The sequence below is a fragment of the Microvirga sp. VF16 genome (assembly GCF_016864375.1).
Lineage (GTDB): Bacteria > Pseudomonadota > Alphaproteobacteria > Rhizobiales > Beijerinckiaceae > Microvirga.
In genome coordinates, this window is sequence record NZ_CP069354.1 from 4155207 (window position 1) to 4172010 (window position 16804).

Sequence of the window (16804 nt, forward strand, 5' to 3'; positions counted from 1 at the left end):
CGCCCCTTCAAAGGGGCCTGGATCATGAACGATAACGACGTCCCTCTCGACGAGCTGCCCGAACTCAGCGCCCTCAAGCAGGCGGCCCTGAGCTATGTGACCGAGGCTTTTGCCGAGGCCGAACTCGATGGGCTCGATGGCGATTGCATGGCGCAGGCCGCCCTCTTCGCGGCCTTCACCGAACTCGTCGCCACCTATGGCGAGGATGCCGTTGCGGAATATGCCGCCACCCTGCCCGACAAGATCCGCACCGGCGCGTTCTCGATGGCGATGGCGCTGAAGCATTGAACGCGGCCCCTCGCCCATGAAGAAGGGCGTGACGCTGCGGGTCGCCCGGCCGACGGATCGGCTCGATGACATCGTGCGCTTTTATCGGGACGGTCTCGGCTTCGAGACCGTCGCCAGCTTCGACGACCATGACGGATTCGATGGCCGGATGCTCGGCCATCCGCAGGCTCCCTGGCACCTCGAATTCACGCAGCACCGAGATCATCGCGCCGGTCGCGCTCCGACACAGGACAACCTCCTCGTCTTCTATCTGCCCGACCGAGCGGAGTGGCAAGCAGCGGTGCAGCGCATGCGCGACAACGGATATGCTCCGGTCCCGTCCTTCAATCCCTATTGGGACCGACAGGGTGTCACCTTCGAGGATCCCGACGGCTATCGTGTCGTCTTGCAGAACATGGCCTGGGTGAAGTAGCGGTTTTATCCATCATCGAAGCCTGTTCGCGGAAGGCTCCACCATGCTGGATCTACCGACTTTTCTGACCTTCTATACGGCCGTTCTGGCCCTTCAGCTCGCCCCCGGACCCGATATGGTTCTGCTGCTGAGCCGCGGCGTGGGACAAGGGCGGCGCACGGCTCTTCTCACGGCGACAGGCATGACGCTGCTGGCAGCCCTCGTGCAGCTGCCGCTCCTGGCTCTCGGCGTCACCTCGCTCCTCCAGGCATCACCATTGGCCTTCGATCTGCTGCGCTGGTCGGGCGCGGCCTATCTCGTCTGGCTTGGAGCCAAGCTCCTCATCGGATCCTTCGGCTCTCATGAGCTCAAGCGAAAAACGCCGCAGCCGATCTCGGACATCGCCGCCCTGCGCCAGGGCATGATCAACAATCTCACCAACCCGAAGGCGATGGTGTTCATGCTGGCCTTCCTACCGCAATTCGTCGACCCGACGGGCAGCTGGTCCGTGACCGCGCAATTGCTGTTTCTTGGCGCTGTCCAGAAGCTTTCCGGATTCGTCGTTCTTGGTGGCGTCGCGCTGGGCACGGGAACGATCGGCGATTGGCTGTCACGCCGGCCGGGCCTGATCGCCTGGCAGGAGCGCTTCGCAGGCCTCATCATGGTCGGCCTCGGCCTGCGCCTTGCACTCGGCGGCGACGCATCTGCGATGCGCCGCTGAGCTCAAGAGTTTAAGAGTAGCAGGGTGTGCAGTTTCATTCAGGACGAAGGCGCGAGCGTCTCCTCGAACCGCACCACCTCTCCTTGAGACGGCGTTTCGAGCGAACCGTCCCACATCACCACGTTGCCGCGCACGATCGTCCCGACGGGCCAGCCGGTAACCTTCTTGCCGTGATAGGGCGTCCAGCCGCATTTGGAGGCGATCCAGTCGTTGGTGATCGTCTCCGTGCGCTTCAGATCGACCACGGTGAAATCCGCGTCGTAGCCCACCGCGATGCGGCCCTTGTTGGCGATGCCGAAGAGGCGCTTGGGACCGGCGCTGGTGAGATCGACGAAGCGCTCCAGCGTCAGGCGGCTCGCATTCACATGGTCGAGCATCACGGGCACGAGCGTCTGCACGCCGGTCATGCCGGACGGCGTGTTGGGATAGGTCTTGTCCTTCTCCTCGCGCGTATGCGGCGCGTGGTCGGAGCCGAGAATGTCGGCGATGCCTTCATCCAATCCATGCCAGAGCGCGGCGCGATGCAGCTCGTCGCGCACGGGCGGATTCATCTGGATATAGGTGCCGAGGCGCTGGTAATCTTCCGGCCCCGCGAGCGTCAGGTGATGCGGCGTCACCTCGACTGAGACGAGATCCTTGTGCTCCTTCAGGAGCTCCATCTCTTCCGCCGTCGTGATGTGCAGCACATGAATGCGCGCGCCCGTCTGCTGAGCGATGCGCACGAGGCGCTGCGTGCAGGCGAGTGCCACTTCGGCCGAGCGCCAGACCGGATGCGAGCGCGGATCGCCCTCGACGCGTAGACCTTTCCGCTCGCGCAGCATCGCCTCGTCTTCGGAATGGAACGCGGCGCGGCGGCGCGTGCGGCGCAGGATGTTGGCGATGCCCTCGTCGTCCTCGACGAGGAGCGAGCCGGTGGACGAGCCCATGAACACCTTGATGCCGGCAGCACCCGGCAGGCGCTCCAGCTCCGGCACGTCATTCGCATTTTCGTGCGTGCCGCCGACCCAGAAGGCGAAGTCGCAATGCATGCGATGATGGCCGCGCCGCACCTTGTCGGCGAGCGCCTCCGGCGTCGTGGTCTGCGGGTCGGTGTTGGGCATCTCGAATACCGCCGTGACGCCGCCCATGACGGCCGAGCGGGAGCCCGATTCGAGATCCTCCTTGTGGTCGAGGCCGGGCTCGCGGAAATGGACCTGGGTGTCGATGACGCCCGGCAGGATGTGCAGGCCCCGGCATTCGATCTCCCGCGCGGCGGAGGCCTGGGACAGGTCGCCGATGGCGGCGATCCGCCCGCCTCGCACGCCGATATCGCGCTCCACGCGTCCGTCGTGGTTCACGACGATGCCGCCTTTGAGGATCAGGTCGAAGGTCTGGGGCATAACAATCTCATCCCTTGAGGCCGCTGCGGAACGGGCATATGTCACAGCTCTCACAGGATCAAGGAGAGCGGGCACATGCCGTCAGTCCATCTGGCCGACCGGGGCGTGGTAAGGGTTTCGGGCGAAGACGCCAAGACTTTTCTCGACAATCTCATCACCTGCGACCTGGACCGTGTGTCAGCGCACAATGCGCGCCTCGGCGCCCTTTTGACGCCGCAGGGCAAGATCCTGTTCGATTTCATCGTCTTCCAGGCACCGGAAGAGATCGGCGGCGCCTACTATCTCGATGTCCTGAAAGTCTTCGCGCCCGATCTCGCCAAGCGGCTCGGCTTCTATAAGCTGCGGGCGAAGGTGGCGATCGAGGACCTTTCCGAGCAGCTTGCCGTCGTGGCCGGCTGGGATGCTCCGAAGCCGGATGACGAGGCCGGTTTCGTGGTCGAGGATCCACGCCTGCCTGCCCTCGGCTGGCGCGCCATCGTGGCGACCGGCGACGCGGCGGAATTCGCGAACGACCCGGCCGAAGCCTATCACGCCCACCGGATCGCGCTCGGCGTGCCGGAGGGCGGGCGCGATTTCCTGTTCGGGGATGCCTTCCCGCACGAAGCCCTGATGGACCAGCTGCAGGGCGTCGACTTCGACAAGGGCTGCTATGTGGGCCAGGAGGTGGTCTCGCGCATGCAGCACCGGGGCACGGCCCGCACGCGGATCGTACCCGCCATCTACGAAGGCGGGTTCGCGGCGGATGTGGGCGTCGAGGTCACGGCCGGAGAGAAGGCTCTGGGCAAGACCGGGACCGGCGCCGCAGGCAGGGGGCTCCTGATGATCCGTCTCGACCGGGCGGCGGATGCGCTTCAGGCAGGCGAGACGATCCGGGCCGGCGGTATCCCGGTGCGGCTCGAGAAGCCGTCCTGGATCGGTTTTCCGTTTCCGGGAGAGACTGATCTACCGGCTTAAGTTCTCGTCAGACCGGAGGAACAACAGGAGCACAACCTTTGTTATAGACCGCTAGGCCAGTTCATGTACCAAAGAAACGTATAGACGGTCCTGCCGGGGAACTTATTGATGAACGCGGTGCCAGAGTACAGGCCGACGTTACCGGAGGGGCGATTTCAGCTCCTCGTTGACGCGGTCACCGACTATGCCATCTACATGCTCGACCCGACCGGCATCGTGGTAAGCTGGAACCTGGGAGCCCAGCGTTTCAAGGGCTATGTGGAAAGCGAGGTCGTCGGCCAGCATTTCTCGCGCTTTTACACCGAGGAGGACCGTGCGACGAACCTGCCGCAATGCGCACTCGACACGGCAGCGCGCGACGGTAAGTTCGAGGCTGAAGGCTGGCGCGTCCGCAAGGACGGCACGCGCTTCTGGGCGCATGTGGTCATCGATCCCATTCGCGATTCCCGCGGCAACCTGCTCGGCTTTGCCAAGATCACCCGTGACCTCACCGAGAGAAAGAAGGTTCAGGAGGCTCTCAAAGAAAGCGAAGAGCGCTTTCGCCTGCTGGTGCAGGGAGTCACGGATTACGCGATCTACATGCTCGACCCTGAAGGCCATGTGACGAATTGGAATGCCGGAGCGCAGCGTATCAAGGGTTATGCAGAAAGCGAGATCGTCGGACGCCACTTCTCGCAGTTTTACACCGAACACGATCGCGCCACAGGTCTGCCGCGACGCGCATTGGAGACGGCGGCGCGCGAGGGCAAGTTCGAGGCCGAAGGCTGGCGCGTCCGCAAGGACGGCACGCATTTCTGGGCCAGCGTTGTCATCGATCCGATCCGCAACGATCAGGGCACGTTGATCGGCTTCGCCAAGGTCACGCGCGACATCACCGAACGCCGGCAGACGCAGGAGGCGCTTGAGGAGACGCAGGCCGCTCTGTTCCAGGCGCAGAAGATGGAAGCGGTCGGGCAGCTCACGGGCGGCGTCGCGCACGACTTCAACAACCTCCTGACGGTCATCGTCAACAACCTGGATCTGTTGATGCGCAACGCGCGCGATCCCCGAGACATCAAGCTGATCGAAAGCGCGCAGAGCGCGGCCGAACGCGGCGCGAAGCTGACGCACCAGCTCCTCGCCTTCTCACGCCGTCAGCCCCTGCAGCCGGCTTCTCACAATCCGAACACACTCATCGAAGGCTTCGAGTCGATTCTGCGGCGAGCCTGCGGCGAATTGATCAGGCTGCAGATCTCGCTTGCCTCGAAGATCCGGTGGGTCTCGGTCGATGCGCCGCAATTCGAGTCGGCACTGCTCAATCTCGTCGTCAACGCGCGCGACGCGATGCCGGATGGCGGCTCCCTCAAGATCATGACCGGCAACGTCTTGGTGAAAGAGCAGAATCCCATTTCATCGACCCTGCAACCGGGTCAATATGCTTCCATCTCGGTACAGGACACGGGCGTCGGCATGACGCCCGACATCGTCAGCCGAGTGTTCGAGCCCTTCTTCACCACCAAGGAACTCGGCAAGGGAACAGGCCTGGGTCTGAGCCAAGTCTACGGTTTCGTGACCCAGTCGGGAGGGTCCATCAAGATCGACAGCACCCCCGGCCAGGGGACCAAGGTTACCATGCTGCTGCCGGCCCAGGAGAATGGTGAGGAGGTCATCGAGGACGACGCCGAGGCGACGCACCCCATTCGGGACAGTGCGGGAACCGTGCTGATCGTCGAGGACGAACCGACTGTCAGGGAGGTTGCGAGCGATATTTTCGACAGCCTGGGCTATGATGTGGTAACGGCGACCGATGCCAGCGAGGCGATCAGAATCCTCGACGGCAATCCCTCCATCGATGTCCTGTTCAGCGACGTGATCATGCCCAACGGCATGAATGGGGTCGAGCTGTCCCGCAAGGCCCGTGAGATGCGCCCCGACCTGAAGATTCTTCTCGCCTCGGGCTATCCCGTGTCGGCCCTGCCCTCCCAAGGATTGAGCACAGGCGTCTCCTTCATCAGCAAACCTTACCGCTGGACGGAACTGGCTGAGAAGCTGCGGGTGCTCCGCACCGGGGCCTGATGGGCACATCCCCGCATGTGATGATCAGCATCGGGATTTTTGATTGGTCCGAACCGGCGTGACTCGCTAACATTCCCGCCCTCTTAAGCCGGGAAAGCCATGTATCAGCCGCCTCACTTTCGCGAAGATAACCTTGCGGTTCAACACGCTCTCATCAAGGCCCATCCGCTCGGGCTCTTGGTGACGTTCGGCAGTGCTGGGCTCGAGGCCAATCCCATCCCCTTCGTGCTGGATGCCTCCGCCTCGGCCTTGGGAACCCTCAAAGCCCATCTCTCCCGCGCCAATAGCCAGTGGCGCAACTTCGACCTCGAGCAGGAAGCCCTCGTGGTCTTCCAGGGACCTGAGACCTACATCACGCCGTCCTGGTATGCGGCGAAGCGCGAGCACGGCAAGGTCGTGCCGACCTGGAACTACGCCATCGTCCAGGCCCGCGGGCGCCTGACGATCAAAGACGATCCGGACTGGCTGCTGCAGCAGATCACCGCGATGACGGACCTACAGGAGACGCCGCGTCCGGAGCCCTGGACCGTGAGCGATGCGCCGGCGCCCTTCGTGGCCGCACAGCTCAAGGGCATTGTCGGCATCGAGATCGAGATCGCCCGGATCGAGGGCAAGTGGAAGGTGAGCCAGAACCGCGCCGAGGCCGACCGGCTCGGCGTCTCGGCAGGCCTGCGGCTCTCCGAGGACGATACCTCGCACAGGATGGCGGATCTGGTCGATGAGCGCGGAGCCCTGCGCCGTGAATGACGGGAACGGCCCGAGGATCGAGCCCTGCACCCTGCAATCGCTGGAGGAATGGGCGGCCCTGCGCCATGCCCTCTGGCCGGAGGGTCCGGTGCAGGAGCATCGCTCCGAAGCACAGGCCATGCTGTGGGAGCAGAAAAAGGCCGTGGCCTTCCTCGTGCGTCTGCCCGACGGCAGGGCAGCCGGCTTCGCGGAAGCGGCTCTGCGCCATGATTATGTAAACGGCTGCGAGACGTCGCCGGTCGCCTTCCTCGAAGGCATTTACGTGGAGCCGGACTACCGCAACCGGGGACTGGCTCGCATGCTGTGCAAGGCCGTCGAGGATTGGGCACGACGCCTCGGCTGCCGCGAATTCGCCTCCGACGTCCTCCTCGAAAACGTTGGCTCACAGTGCATGCACAAGGCCCTGGGCTTCGAGGAGACGGATCGGGTCGTCTATTACCGAAAGCCGCTGTCGCGCTGAAGTGCTTCCCTCCCCCTTGCGGGGAGGGATGAAGGGTGGGGGTCGCAAAGTCAGAGCGCTACGCTGAATTAAGCAAGACAACACAGCCTCTACCGCGTCATCACCGGCCTTGTGTCGGTGATCCCGATGGAGAAAGGCGCGGTGCGCTTCGGATCGGGATGGCCAGGAGAGGCCATGACGGGAAGGCTAACCCAGTCAAACCACCCCCACCCCTGCCCCTCCCCGCAAGGGGGAGGGAAAAGCGGCGCGTCTCTTCCCGTTTGCCGACAGTCCCGCTACACACGTTCCATGACCGACGGACTGATCCTGCATCCCGACCATAAGACCCGCTGCTGGTGGCCCGGCACCGATCCCTTCTATGTCGAGTATCACGATACGGAATGGGGCGTGCCGGAATTCGACGACCGCGCCCTGTTCGAAAAACTCATTCTCGACGGCTTCCAGGCGGGCCTCTCCTGGATCACGATCCTGCGCAAGCGCGAGAACTTCCGCCGCGCCTTCGCAGGCTTCGAACCGGCGGTGATCGCCCAGTTCGATCAGGCGCAGGTCGAGGCCTTGATGCTCGACACCGGCATCGTGCGCAACCGCGCCAAGATCGAGGCGACGATTGCGGGCGCCCGCGCCTGGCTCGTCATCCAGGAACGCGGCGGCTTCTCGCGCTTTCTGTGGGATTTCATCGACGGACGCCCCGTGCAGACCAACGCGAAGACGCGCAAGGACGTGCCGACGGAAACGGAGGTCTCGCGCAAGATCTCGAAGGCGCTGAAGAAGGAGGGCTTCAACTTCGTCGGCCCCACCATCGTCTATGCCTTCATGCAGGCAGTGGGCATGGTGAACGACCATCTCACTGGCTGTTATCGCCACGCGGAGTGCACCGCTCTCGCTGAGAAGCTTTAAATGGCGAAGGAACCCCGCGTCTGGCAGCGGATGCTCTCCGGCCGCCGCCTCAACCTGCTCGACCCCTCGCCGCTCGATGTCGAGCTCGACGACATCGCCCACGGTCTTGCCCGCGTCGCCCGATGGAACGGGCAGACAATCGGCGGACATATCTTTTCCGTGGCGCAACACAGCCTGCTGGTGGAAGCCATTGCGAGCCATATCAATCCGGGCATGTCGCGCGAGTGGCGCCTCTCGGTGCTGCTGCACGATGCACCGGAATACGTGATCGGCGACATCATCTCGCCCTTCAAGGCGGTGATCGGCGACGCCTACAAGACCATCGAGGCGGGTTTGCTCGGCGCCATCCATGTGCATTTCGGCCTGCCCGCCCAGCCGGCGGCAACGCTCAAGCGATTCATCAAGCAGGCCGACCGCCAGGCGGCCTTTCTGGAGGCGACGCATCTCGCGGGTTTCGGCCGCGAGGAAGCAATCAGGTTCTTCGGCCGGCCCGAGCCCCTGCCCCGGTCCGTGCTCGCCCTTCTGGAGCCCTGGCCCGTGGCGGAGGCCGAGGAGCGGTATCAGGTGAAAGTCATGGCGGCGCTGGCGGGGTGAAGATAGGAAAGCCGCTTCGTCCTGCAGGACTGGATGATTGTATAATCGAGGCGTGTTTCCCTCCCCCTTGCGGGGAGGGATAAAGGGTGGGGGGTCGAAAAGTCGGAATATTACGCTTCTTCCAGATGACCAAGATCGCTACAGCGTCTAACTAGTTTACTCACTCACCCGGCTGCACTACCCCCACCCCTGACCCCTCCCCGCAAGGGGGAGGGAAAAAGCAGCCCTGAGACCAACCCCATGCCGACCCTGCACGTCTGCCCCCTCTCCCGCCTGCACGACACCGTGACGGCGATCCGCGCCAGCCATGTGGTGAGCCTCATGAGCGTCGGCGCCGAGGTCGAGCGCCCCGCGACGATCGCAGCCGAGCGCCACCTCTTCATCGGCGTCAGCGATATCGTGGAGCCCAGGGAGGGCTATGTCCTGGCCGAGGCGGCGCATATCGAGCAGTTGCTCACCTTCGTCCGGACCTGGGGCCGGGAAAGTCCTCTCCTCTTCCATTGCTGGGCGGGAATCAGCCGCTCCACCGCCGCGGCCTATATCGCCGCCTGCGCGCTTAAGCCGGAGCGTGACGAAACAGCGATTGCCGCGGCCCTCCGGGAAGCCTCCCCCAGCGCAACGCCGAATGCCCGCTTCATCACCCTCGCCGACGATCTCCTGGGACGCCAGGGCCGGATGGTCGATGCGATCCGCGCCATCGGCCGGGGCGCCGAGGCTATGGAGGGCACGCCCTTCATGTTACAGCTTAACGGGCGCTAGCCGATTCCATCCGGAACGGCCGCGGCGCCATGCCAATTGCCGAGGCCTCCTCTTGGACATGATCCTTCTCGCCCTGCTGGTGCTCAGCATTCCGATCTGCGCCATCGCGGGATTGGTCCTCGGCCTCTCGGCGCGTGGCAGGCTCGATGCTCTGCACCAGCGCATCGCCATTCTCGAAGCTGAGTTGCGGTTGGCCAAGGCTCAGACCGGCGGCCAAACCGCTTCCGCGAGTGAAGCGCCTCCCGCTGCAACTCCTGAAACGCCGGTCGAAGAGCCCGTCGTCGTTCCCGAGCCGGAACCCTCCCGACCGACCGTGTCCGTGCCGACCGTTCAAGCCACGGTTCCGCAGCCGGCGCCAGCGCGCCAGGATTTCGAGGAGAAGCTCGGAGCCCGCTGGGCCGTCTGGATCGGCGGCATCGCGCTGGCGCTCGGTGGCATCTTCCTGGTGCGCTATTCCATCGAGCAGAACCTGCTCAGCCCTGGAACCCGCATCGCCCTGGGCGGGCTCTTCGCCCTTGCCCTGATCGGCGCCGGCGAATGGCTGCGCCGGCGCGAGCTGGAACTCGTTCTGCCCGGCATTCCGAGTGCGAACGTGCCCGCGATCCTCACAGCCGCCGGAACCTGCAGCGCCTTCGCCTCGGCCTATGCAGCCTATGCGCTCTATGACTTGATCACTCCGGCGACGACCTTCGTGCTGCTCGGCCTCATCGCGGTTCTCACCATGATCGCGGCGACCCTGCACGGCCCGATCCTCGCCGCCCTCGGCCTGCTCGGCGCGATAGGAAGCCCACTCCTCGTCTCCTCCGACAAGCCGCAGCCCTGGGCGCTCGTGATCTATCTCGCCTTCGTGGTGCTGCCCGCCTATGGCGTCGCGCATCTGCGGCTCTGGCGCTGGCTTGCGCTCGCCGCACCCATCGGCGTGCTCGCCTGGACGTTTCTCATCTTCATCATGGACGACACGGATGCCCTGCCAGCCATGGTGCATCTCGTCGTCCAGACCGGCCTTGCCGCCGTCTTTCTGGCGGTCATCCCCTACCGCCATGTTTCGGACGCGGAATCCGGCATCGATTGGCCTGCCAGCGGCATTCTTTTCGCCTTCGGGCTGGCCGGCATCGCCATCTCCAGCTCGGTCATCGCCGGAGATGCCCGCCCGGTCTTCGTCGCCGCGATGGCGCTCGTCCTGCTCGCGACGGGCATCCGCTTCTCGTCAGCGGCTCCCGCCACCGCCTGGGCAGCGTTGACCGTCGCCGGCGCCCTTCTCGTCTGGCCGATTGCGGCTGAGATCGGCGGTACGCCCGAAAACCTGTTCTATCAGAGCGGCGATGCCTTTGCGGTGCGCCCCCATGCCCTTCAGGCCTATCTGGCGCTCGCTCTCCTTCTGCCGGCGGCCATCGCGGGCGCCAGCTTGGTCCGGTCTGCGCGCTCGCCCCATCTCGGTGTATCCACCGCTGCCTGGTATGCGGGAACGGCCGTCATCGGCCCGCTGCTGGCGCTCATCGCGGCCTATTGGCGGGTGGCGGAGTTCGAGCGCAGCCTGCCCTTCGCCCTGGTCGCGGGCGGGCTTGCCCTCGCCTTCATCGCCGCCGCCGGCTGGCTGAACCGCCAGCCCTCCAGCCCGGAGAACCCGATCCGCCTGACCCTCGGCGCCACCGCCTCGGCGGCCCTCGCGGCGCTCGCGCTCGGCCTGACCTTCGCCCTCGACAAGGGCATGCTCACCGTCGCCTTTGCGCTCACGGCCCTCGGCACCGCCTGGGTCGCGGATCGGATCGCCATTCCGGCCCTGCGCTACGCGGTCGGCACCATCGGCGTGATCATCTTAGGCCGCCTGATCTGGGACCCGACCATCGTCGGCGGAGATCCTGGCCCGGTCCTGTTCAACTGGCTCCTCTGGGGCTACGGCGTTCCGGCCCTGGCCTTCCTCGCCGCCGGCCGCCTGCTCCAGCGCACGGGCCGCGACTGGACCGTGCGGCTGACGGAAAGTCTCGGCATCGCCTTTGCGGCCTTCCTGATCTTCTTCGAGATCCGCCACGCGCTCCGCGCCGGGGATCCGCTGGCCGCGACCACCGATCTTTTGGAGATCGGGCTTGTTGCGACAGAAAGCCTCGTCTTCGCACTCGTGCTCACGCGCCTCGACATCCGGCAATCCGATCCGGTCTATCGCTGGGGCTCGCTGATCTTCAAAGCCCTCTCCCTCGTCCTCTGCGCGGGTGGACTTCTTCTCGTCGTTAACCCCCTGCTGACCGAGGACGAGGTCTTAGGCGGTCCGCTCTTCAACGCCCTGATCCCCGCCTATCTACTGCCGGCTGTCCTGGCCGCCGCGCTCGCTCTCATCGAGCGGCGCGCCCGGCCGCGCCCCTACAGCCTGTCCTCGGCCGTTTTAAGCCTGCTCCTGTTCTCGGCCTATATCGGCCTTGCGATCAGGCGGATCGCGGCGGGCCCCCAGCTGGCGCTTTGGAAGGGATTCACCCAAGGGGAGCAATGGAGCTATTCACTGGCTCTGCTCCTCATCGGCATCCTGCTGCTCGGCCTGGGCCTCGTTTTCAACAACCGCTCCGCTCGCCTTGTCTCGGCGGTCTATCTGGTGCTGGCCGTCCTCAAAGTCTTCATCGTCGACCTCGCCAATCTGGAGGGCGTGATGCGGGCCCTGTCATTTATCGGGCTCGGGCTTGTTCTCATCAGCATCAGTCTCGTCTATCAGAGACTCCTCGCACGCCGACCAAGCGATGCCGCAATTCCATCGTGAGATGGCGCCAGGATGAATACGGATAACCGCATGACCGATACCGCTTCCATCAAGACCCTCCCCTTCGAGAAGGCCCTGGCCGAGCTGGAGGACATCGTCCGCCGCCTCGAGCGCGGCGATGTGCCCCTGGAGGATTCGATTGCGATCTATGAGCGCGGCGAGGCCCTGAAGAAGCATTGCGAGCAGCTCCTCAAGAAGGCCGAGGCCCGCATCGAAAAGATCACCATCGGCCCCGACGGAGCCGCCTCCGGCACGGCGCCGCTGGACGTGGCGGAATAGGCCGCGCATTCAACAAGGGCTGCACTTTCCAACGAGCAGCCCTGAATTCTTTGACATGGGGATTCGAGCACCCGTCGCCTTGCAGCCTTTGCCGGCCTGTGCAAACGTAATCACATTGGGATTGCGGGGGCAAAATGCCGGCGACAGAAGTAATAAGTGCGACGGAAACGCACGAAGTTGAAGAATCAGCCAAGACCGATGCTTTCTTCGCAGCGTTTGTCGGGCCCAATCACGAAGCCTACGGTCGTGCACTGGAGAAGATGCGGGCAAAGGATCCCACCCTGCGCAAACTCCCACTGACGTGGTGCTGGCCGGCCTTCCTCATCACCATTCCCTGGCTGCTTTATCGCAAACTCTATGGCTGGGCAGCCGGCCTAATCGGCGGAGGTATAATCCTTTCACTCGTTTTTCCAACGAGCTCGAATAGTGGGATGCTCGGACTCTACACAATGCTCGGCATGATGGGCAAAGCATTGTATGTCCAACACGCTCTTAAGCGCATCGAAAAACTGCGCATCCGCGCCACCAGCGAAGAGGAGCTTGAAATCTTGGTCAAGAAGGCCGGAGGCGTTTCCATCCCCGGCGCGGTCATTGGCACTCTTTTGTTCATCGGCTTCAACGTACTGGCCTTCATGAGCAGCGTCGCCGGGCGCGGCTGACAGCCGTGCCGGATTATCTGCTGCGCTCGGCCGCTCTTTTCAGCGCTATCTTTCCTGTCGTCTGGCTCGGCCTGCTGCTCGTCTATGCATCTCGAAGAAGGATGATGGCGGAGGCTGCAAATGTGGCCTTCATTGCTGGATTCTTATCGGCCCTAACGGTCCTGATATCTTTTCTCACCGCCTCATCGGTAGCAGAGGGCAATGTGATCGGTTTAAAAGGGGTGGTGGCTATCAGCTTCTTGCGCGCCGCCCTGCCCGAAGAGGCGGCCAAGCTCGCCGTTCTCCTCACGATCGTCTATCGGCATGAAGATATTCAAAGTCGTCTGGACTACATCCTGGCGGCCGGTTGGGTCAGTCTGGGCTTTGCTTGTCTTGAGAACATTTTCTATGTTTTCGGAGAGTTGAACGGCAAGGATAGCCGATGGCTGAGCATTGCCTTCGCTCGGGCTGTTACGGCCGTTCCAAGCCACACCATCACTGGTGTGTTGATGGGTTGCCTGCTCGCACGGAGCGTCGACGAGAAGGCCCACAAGATATGGTGGATTGTTGGCGCATTTTTCGCGCCCTTCCTCCTTCACGGTCTTTATGACGTCTGCGTCCTGCCGCTTCGAAAGGAGTTCGCCGGGTTTCTTACCTTGATAGATCGCTGGTATTTTGCCTTCGGCCTCGGTGCCGTCATGACTCTTGAGGCTTGGCTCACCGCCTTTCTGATACGTCAGGGCCAAGTTCGATGGCGCAAGGCAGCGCCGCTGCCAAGCAGCGGATCCCGCTGGATCGAGCACTCCTTCACAGTATTCGTTGTCCTCACCGTCCTCCTTTCTCTCGGTCTGGTCGTCTTCGGTATCTTCGCGACCTGGAAAGGGAACTTCGGATCCGGTCTTGCGGGTGCTGGCATAGCTTGGCTGGGCATAGTCTACGTGACCTGGCTTCTTCGCGGACCGGTCAAGGTTGGCCTTTCCGATTTGACCCCCTCGCCTCAAGTCCCTATTTCAAAGGATCTGACCTCCGGCTGAAGCTTGGCGAGTAAAACGTTGTCCACACCCCTTCTCGACACCATCAAGACTCCGGACGATCTGCGTCATTTGCCCGAAAACCAGCTCCGGCAGGTGGCGGATGAGCTGCGGACGGAGACGATCAGCGCCGTGTCCGTCACCGGCGGGCATCTCGGCGCGGGCCTGGGTGTGGTCGAGCTGACGGTGGCGCTGCATTACGTGTTCGACACGCCCCGCGACCGGCTGATCTGGGACGTGGGCCACCAGGCCTACCCCCATAAGATCTTGACAGGCCGCCGCGACCGGATCCGGACCCTGCGCCAGGCGGACGGGCTGTCGGGCTTCACCAAGCGTTCCGAGAGCGAATACGACCCCTTCGGCGCGGCCCATTCCTCCACCTCGATCTCGGCCGGTCTCGGCATGGCCGTGGCGCGGGACCTGGAGGGCAAGACGAATAACGTGATCGCCGTGATCGGCGACGGGGCCATGTCGGCCGGCATGGCCTATGAGGCCATGAACAATGCCGGTGCCATGCATTCGCGGCTCATCGTCATCCTCAACGACAACGACATGTCGATCGCGCCGCCCACCGGCGCCATGTCGTCCTATCTCGCCCGCCTCGTCTCGGGCGGCACCTATCGCGGCATCCGCGAGACGGCCAAGCAGCTGGCGAAGAAGCTGCCGAAATTCATCTACGAGAAGGCTCAGCGCGCCGAGGAATTCGCCCGCGGTTTCTGGACCGGCGGCACCATGTTCGAGGAGCTCGGCTTCTACTATGTCGGTCCGATCGACGGGCACAATCTCGACCACCTGCTGCCGATCCTGAAGAACGTGCGCGACACCGAGACTGGCCCGGTCCTCGTCCATGTGGTGACCAAGAAGGGCAAGGGCTATGCGCCCGCCGAGGCCGCCGCCGACAAGTATCACGGCGTCGTCACCTTCGACGTGGTGACGGGTGCGCAGACCAAGGCCAAGGCCAATGCCCCCTCCTACACCAAGGTGTTCGGCGAGAGCCTGATCAAGGAGGCCCACAAGGACGACAAGATCGTCGCCGTCACTGCCGCCATGCCGTCGGGCACCGGCATCGACATGTTCGGTAAGGAATTCCCCGTCCGTACCTTCGACGTGGGCATTGCCGAGCAGCACGCAGTGACCTTTGCCGCCGGCATGGCGACGGAGGGCTATAAGCCGTTCTGCGCCATCTATTCCACCTTCCTGCAGCGCGCCTACGATCAGGTCGTGCACGACGTGGCGATCCAGAACCTGCCGGTGCGCTTCGCCCTCGACCGGGCCGGCCTCGTCGGCGCGGACGGCGCGACCCATGCGGGCTCCTTCGATATCGCCTATCTCGGCTGCCTGCCGAACATAGTGGTCATGGCCGCCGCCGACGAGGCGGAGCTGGTCCATATGGTGGCGACCGCCGCAGCCTATGATTCAGGCCCCATCGCCTTCCGCTATCCGCGCGGTGAGGGTGTTGGTGTCGACATGCCCGAAAAGGGCATCCCGCTTGCCATCGGCAAGGGCCGGATCGTCAAGGAGGGCAGCCGCATCGCGATTCTGTCGCTCGGCACCCGCCTCTCCGAAGCCCTGAAGGCGGCGGAGGAACTGGAGGCGCGCGGTCTTTCCACCACAGTGGCCGATGCCCGCTTCGCCAAGCCCCTGGACGAGGAGCTGATCCTGCGGCTTGCCCGCGATCACGAGGTTCTCGTCACCGTCGAGGAAGGCTCGATTGGCGGCTTCGGCTCCTTCGTGCTGCAGCTTCTCGCCGACAAGGGTGCGCTCGACCGGGGCAGCCTGAAGGTGCGCTCGATGGTCCTGCCGGACATCTACCAGGACCAGGACAAGCCCGAGCGCATGTACGCCAAGGCTGGCCTCGACGCGGCCGGCATCGTGACCAAGGTGTTCGAGGCCCTCGGCAAGGAAGAGGCCCGGAAGGTCAGGGCTTAAAGGTTCACCACTGTCATTCCGGGGCCGCGCAGCGGAGCCCGGAATCCATAACCACCGCGGCCCAGGAAAGGGCGACCGGCGTCTCAATCTGCCTTGAAACGTTAGCGGTTATGGATTCCGGGCTCGGCCTTTGGCCGCCCCGGAATGACGGTCGGATTGCTGAGCTGAGACCCTAAACCGTCAGCGTTCCCGCCTTCGCCGCGGCATAGCGCTGGCCGATCTTGTTCCAGTCGAGGACGTTCCACCATGCCTTGAGATAGTCCGGCCGGCGGTTCTGGTATTTCAGGTAATAGGCATGCTCCCACACGTCGTTGCCCATCAGGACCCTCTGCCCTTCCATGAGGGGCGTATCCTGGTTGGGCTTCGCCACGAGGGCGAGCTTGCCGTCACGGGCAACCGTCACGAAGACCCAGCCGGAGCCGAATTGTCGCGTCCCTGCATTGTTGAAATCCTCCTGGAGCTTCTGGAATCCGCCGAGATCCCGGTCGATGGCTGCCTTCAGATCACCCGATGGCTCGCCGCCCGACCCGCCCATGATCTGCCAGAACATGGTGTGGTTGGCATGTCCCCCGCCATTGTTGCGGATCGCGGCCCGGATCGACTCAGGGACTTTGTTCAGGTTCGCCAGCATGTCCTGGAGCGGCATCTTGGCCGCCTCGGCATTCTGGCTCAGGGCCGCGTTGAGATTGTTGACATAGGCCGCATGGTGCCTGCCATGGTGGATCTCCATGGTCTGGGCGTCAATATGCGGCTCGTTCTTGGACGGCGCATAAGGCAAGGGATCGAGCTTGAAGGGGCCCGATGGGGCTTGCGCCCAGGCGCGGGGAATGGCAGCGCTGGCGGCGAACAGGGTCGCTCCTGTCAAAAGATGTCGACGGCTGATCATGGGATCTCCGTGGGCCTGTAGGGATTGTGAACGAAAGATGTTCTAGGGCGGGA

At 63.9% G+C, this 16804-nt stretch carries 17 protein-coding genes; 15 read left to right on the forward strand and 2 right to left on the reverse strand.

All coding sequences use genetic code 11. The features are described from left to right. Positions 1-24 precede the first annotated feature (24 nt). The 3 genes from JO965_RS19435 to JO965_RS19445 are packed head-to-tail and all read left to right on the forward strand — an operon-like array spanning position 25 to position 1400. Complete coding sequence (locus JO965_RS19435; RefSeq protein ID WP_203440651.1) at positions 25-288, forward strand: hypothetical protein; 264 nt, start codon at positions 25-27, stop codon at positions 286-288. Between the two features lie 16 nt (positions 289-304). After that, complete coding sequence (locus JO965_RS19440) at positions 305-700, forward strand: VOC family protein (RefSeq protein ID WP_203440652.1); 396 nt, start codon at positions 305-307, stop codon at positions 698-700. A gap of 43 nt (positions 701-743) precedes the next feature. Beyond that, on the forward strand, positions 744-1400 hold the full coding sequence (locus JO965_RS19445; RefSeq protein WP_203440653.1) for a LysE family translocator: 657 nt from the start codon (positions 744-746) through the stop codon (positions 1398-1400). Between the two features lie 38 nt (positions 1401-1438). Here JO965_RS19445 and JO965_RS19450 read toward each other — a convergent pair whose 3' ends face one another. Next, positions 1439-2779: a dihydroorotase gene (locus tag JO965_RS19450; RefSeq protein ID WP_203440654.1), complete on the reverse strand. Its 1341-nt coding sequence runs from the start codon at positions 2777-2779 to the stop codon at positions 1439-1441. 75 nt (positions 2780-2854) lie between these two features. On the opposite strand from JO965_RS19450, the gene JO965_RS19455 reads away from it, so the two are divergent. The 12 genes from JO965_RS19455 to dxs all read left to right on the forward strand — a co-directional run bounded on the left by JO965_RS19455 (position 2855) and on the right by dxs (position 15865). Continuing rightward, positions 2855-3733: a folate-binding protein YgfZ gene (locus JO965_RS19455; protein ID WP_203440655.1), complete on the forward strand. Its 879-nt coding sequence runs from the start codon at positions 2855-2857 to the stop codon at positions 3731-3733. A 108-nt stretch (positions 3734-3841) separates the two neighbouring features. Next, complete coding sequence (locus tag JO965_RS19460) at positions 3842-5788, forward strand: PAS domain-containing sensor histidine kinase (protein ID WP_203440656.1); 1947 nt, start codon at positions 3842-3844, stop codon at positions 5786-5788. Positions 5789-5887: 99 nt separating this feature from the next. Next, positions 5888-6535 carry an FMN-binding negative transcriptional regulator gene (locus tag JO965_RS19465; protein WP_203440657.1) on the forward strand — a complete coding sequence of 216 codons (648 nt, stop codon included), beginning with the start codon at positions 5888-5890 and terminating at the stop codon, positions 6533-6535. After that, positions 6507-6995, forward strand: coding sequence for an aminoglycoside 6'-N-acetyltransferase (gene aac(6') / locus JO965_RS19470; RefSeq protein ID WP_203440658.1), 489 nt, complete (start codon positions 6507-6509; stop codon positions 6993-6995). The genes JO965_RS19465 and aac(6') overlap by 29 nt, the downstream gene beginning before the upstream one ends. 288 nt (positions 6996-7283) lie before the next feature. Then, positions 7284-7892 carry a DNA-3-methyladenine glycosylase I gene (locus tag JO965_RS19475; RefSeq protein ID WP_203440659.1) on the forward strand — a complete coding sequence of 203 codons (609 nt, stop codon included), beginning with the start codon at positions 7284-7286 and terminating at the stop codon, positions 7890-7892. After that, entirely contained in the window at positions 7893-8486 is a 594-nt protein-coding gene (locus tag JO965_RS19480; RefSeq protein ID WP_203440660.1) for an HD family hydrolase, read from the forward strand. A gap of 240 nt (positions 8487-8726) precedes the next feature. Next, a complete protein-coding gene (locus JO965_RS19485; RefSeq protein ID WP_203440661.1) occupies positions 8727-9245 on the forward strand; it encodes a tyrosine phosphatase family protein in 519 nt (172 codons plus the stop codon). 58 nt (positions 9246-9303) lie between these two features. Then, positions 9304-11988: a DUF2339 domain-containing protein gene (locus tag JO965_RS19490; protein ID WP_246776906.1), complete on the forward strand. Its 2685-nt coding sequence runs from the start codon at positions 9304-9306 to the stop codon at positions 11986-11988. A gap of 30 nt (positions 11989-12018) precedes the next feature. Then, positions 12019-12267 (forward strand): exodeoxyribonuclease VII small subunit, encoded by a 249-nt coding sequence (locus JO965_RS19495; RefSeq protein ID WP_009764792.1) that lies wholly within the window; start codon positions 12019-12021, stop codon positions 12265-12267. Positions 12268-12401: 134 nt separating this feature from the next. Beyond that, entirely contained in the window at positions 12402-12926 is a 525-nt protein-coding gene (locus JO965_RS19500) for a DUF2628 domain-containing protein (RefSeq protein WP_203440664.1), read from the forward strand. A 5-nt stretch (positions 12927-12931) separates the two neighbouring features. Further along, positions 12932-13939: a PrsW family intramembrane metalloprotease gene (locus JO965_RS19505; RefSeq protein ID WP_203440665.1), complete on the forward strand. Its 1008-nt coding sequence runs from the start codon at positions 12932-12934 to the stop codon at positions 13937-13939. An 18-nt stretch (positions 13940-13957) separates the two neighbouring features. Beyond that, the gene (gene dxs / locus JO965_RS19510) at positions 13958-15865 is read left to right on the forward strand and encodes a 1-deoxy-D-xylulose-5-phosphate synthase (protein ID WP_203440666.1); all 1908 of its coding nucleotides are present in this window, start codon (positions 13958-13960) and stop codon (positions 15863-15865) included. A 172-nt stretch (positions 15866-16037) separates the two neighbouring features. Here the strand turns inward: dxs and JO965_RS19515 are convergent, their stop codons facing one another. Beyond that, positions 16038-16751: a superoxide dismutase gene (locus JO965_RS19515; protein WP_203440667.1), complete on the reverse strand. Its 714-nt coding sequence runs from the start codon at positions 16749-16751 to the stop codon at positions 16038-16040. Between the last annotated feature and the right edge of the window lie 53 nt (positions 16752-16804).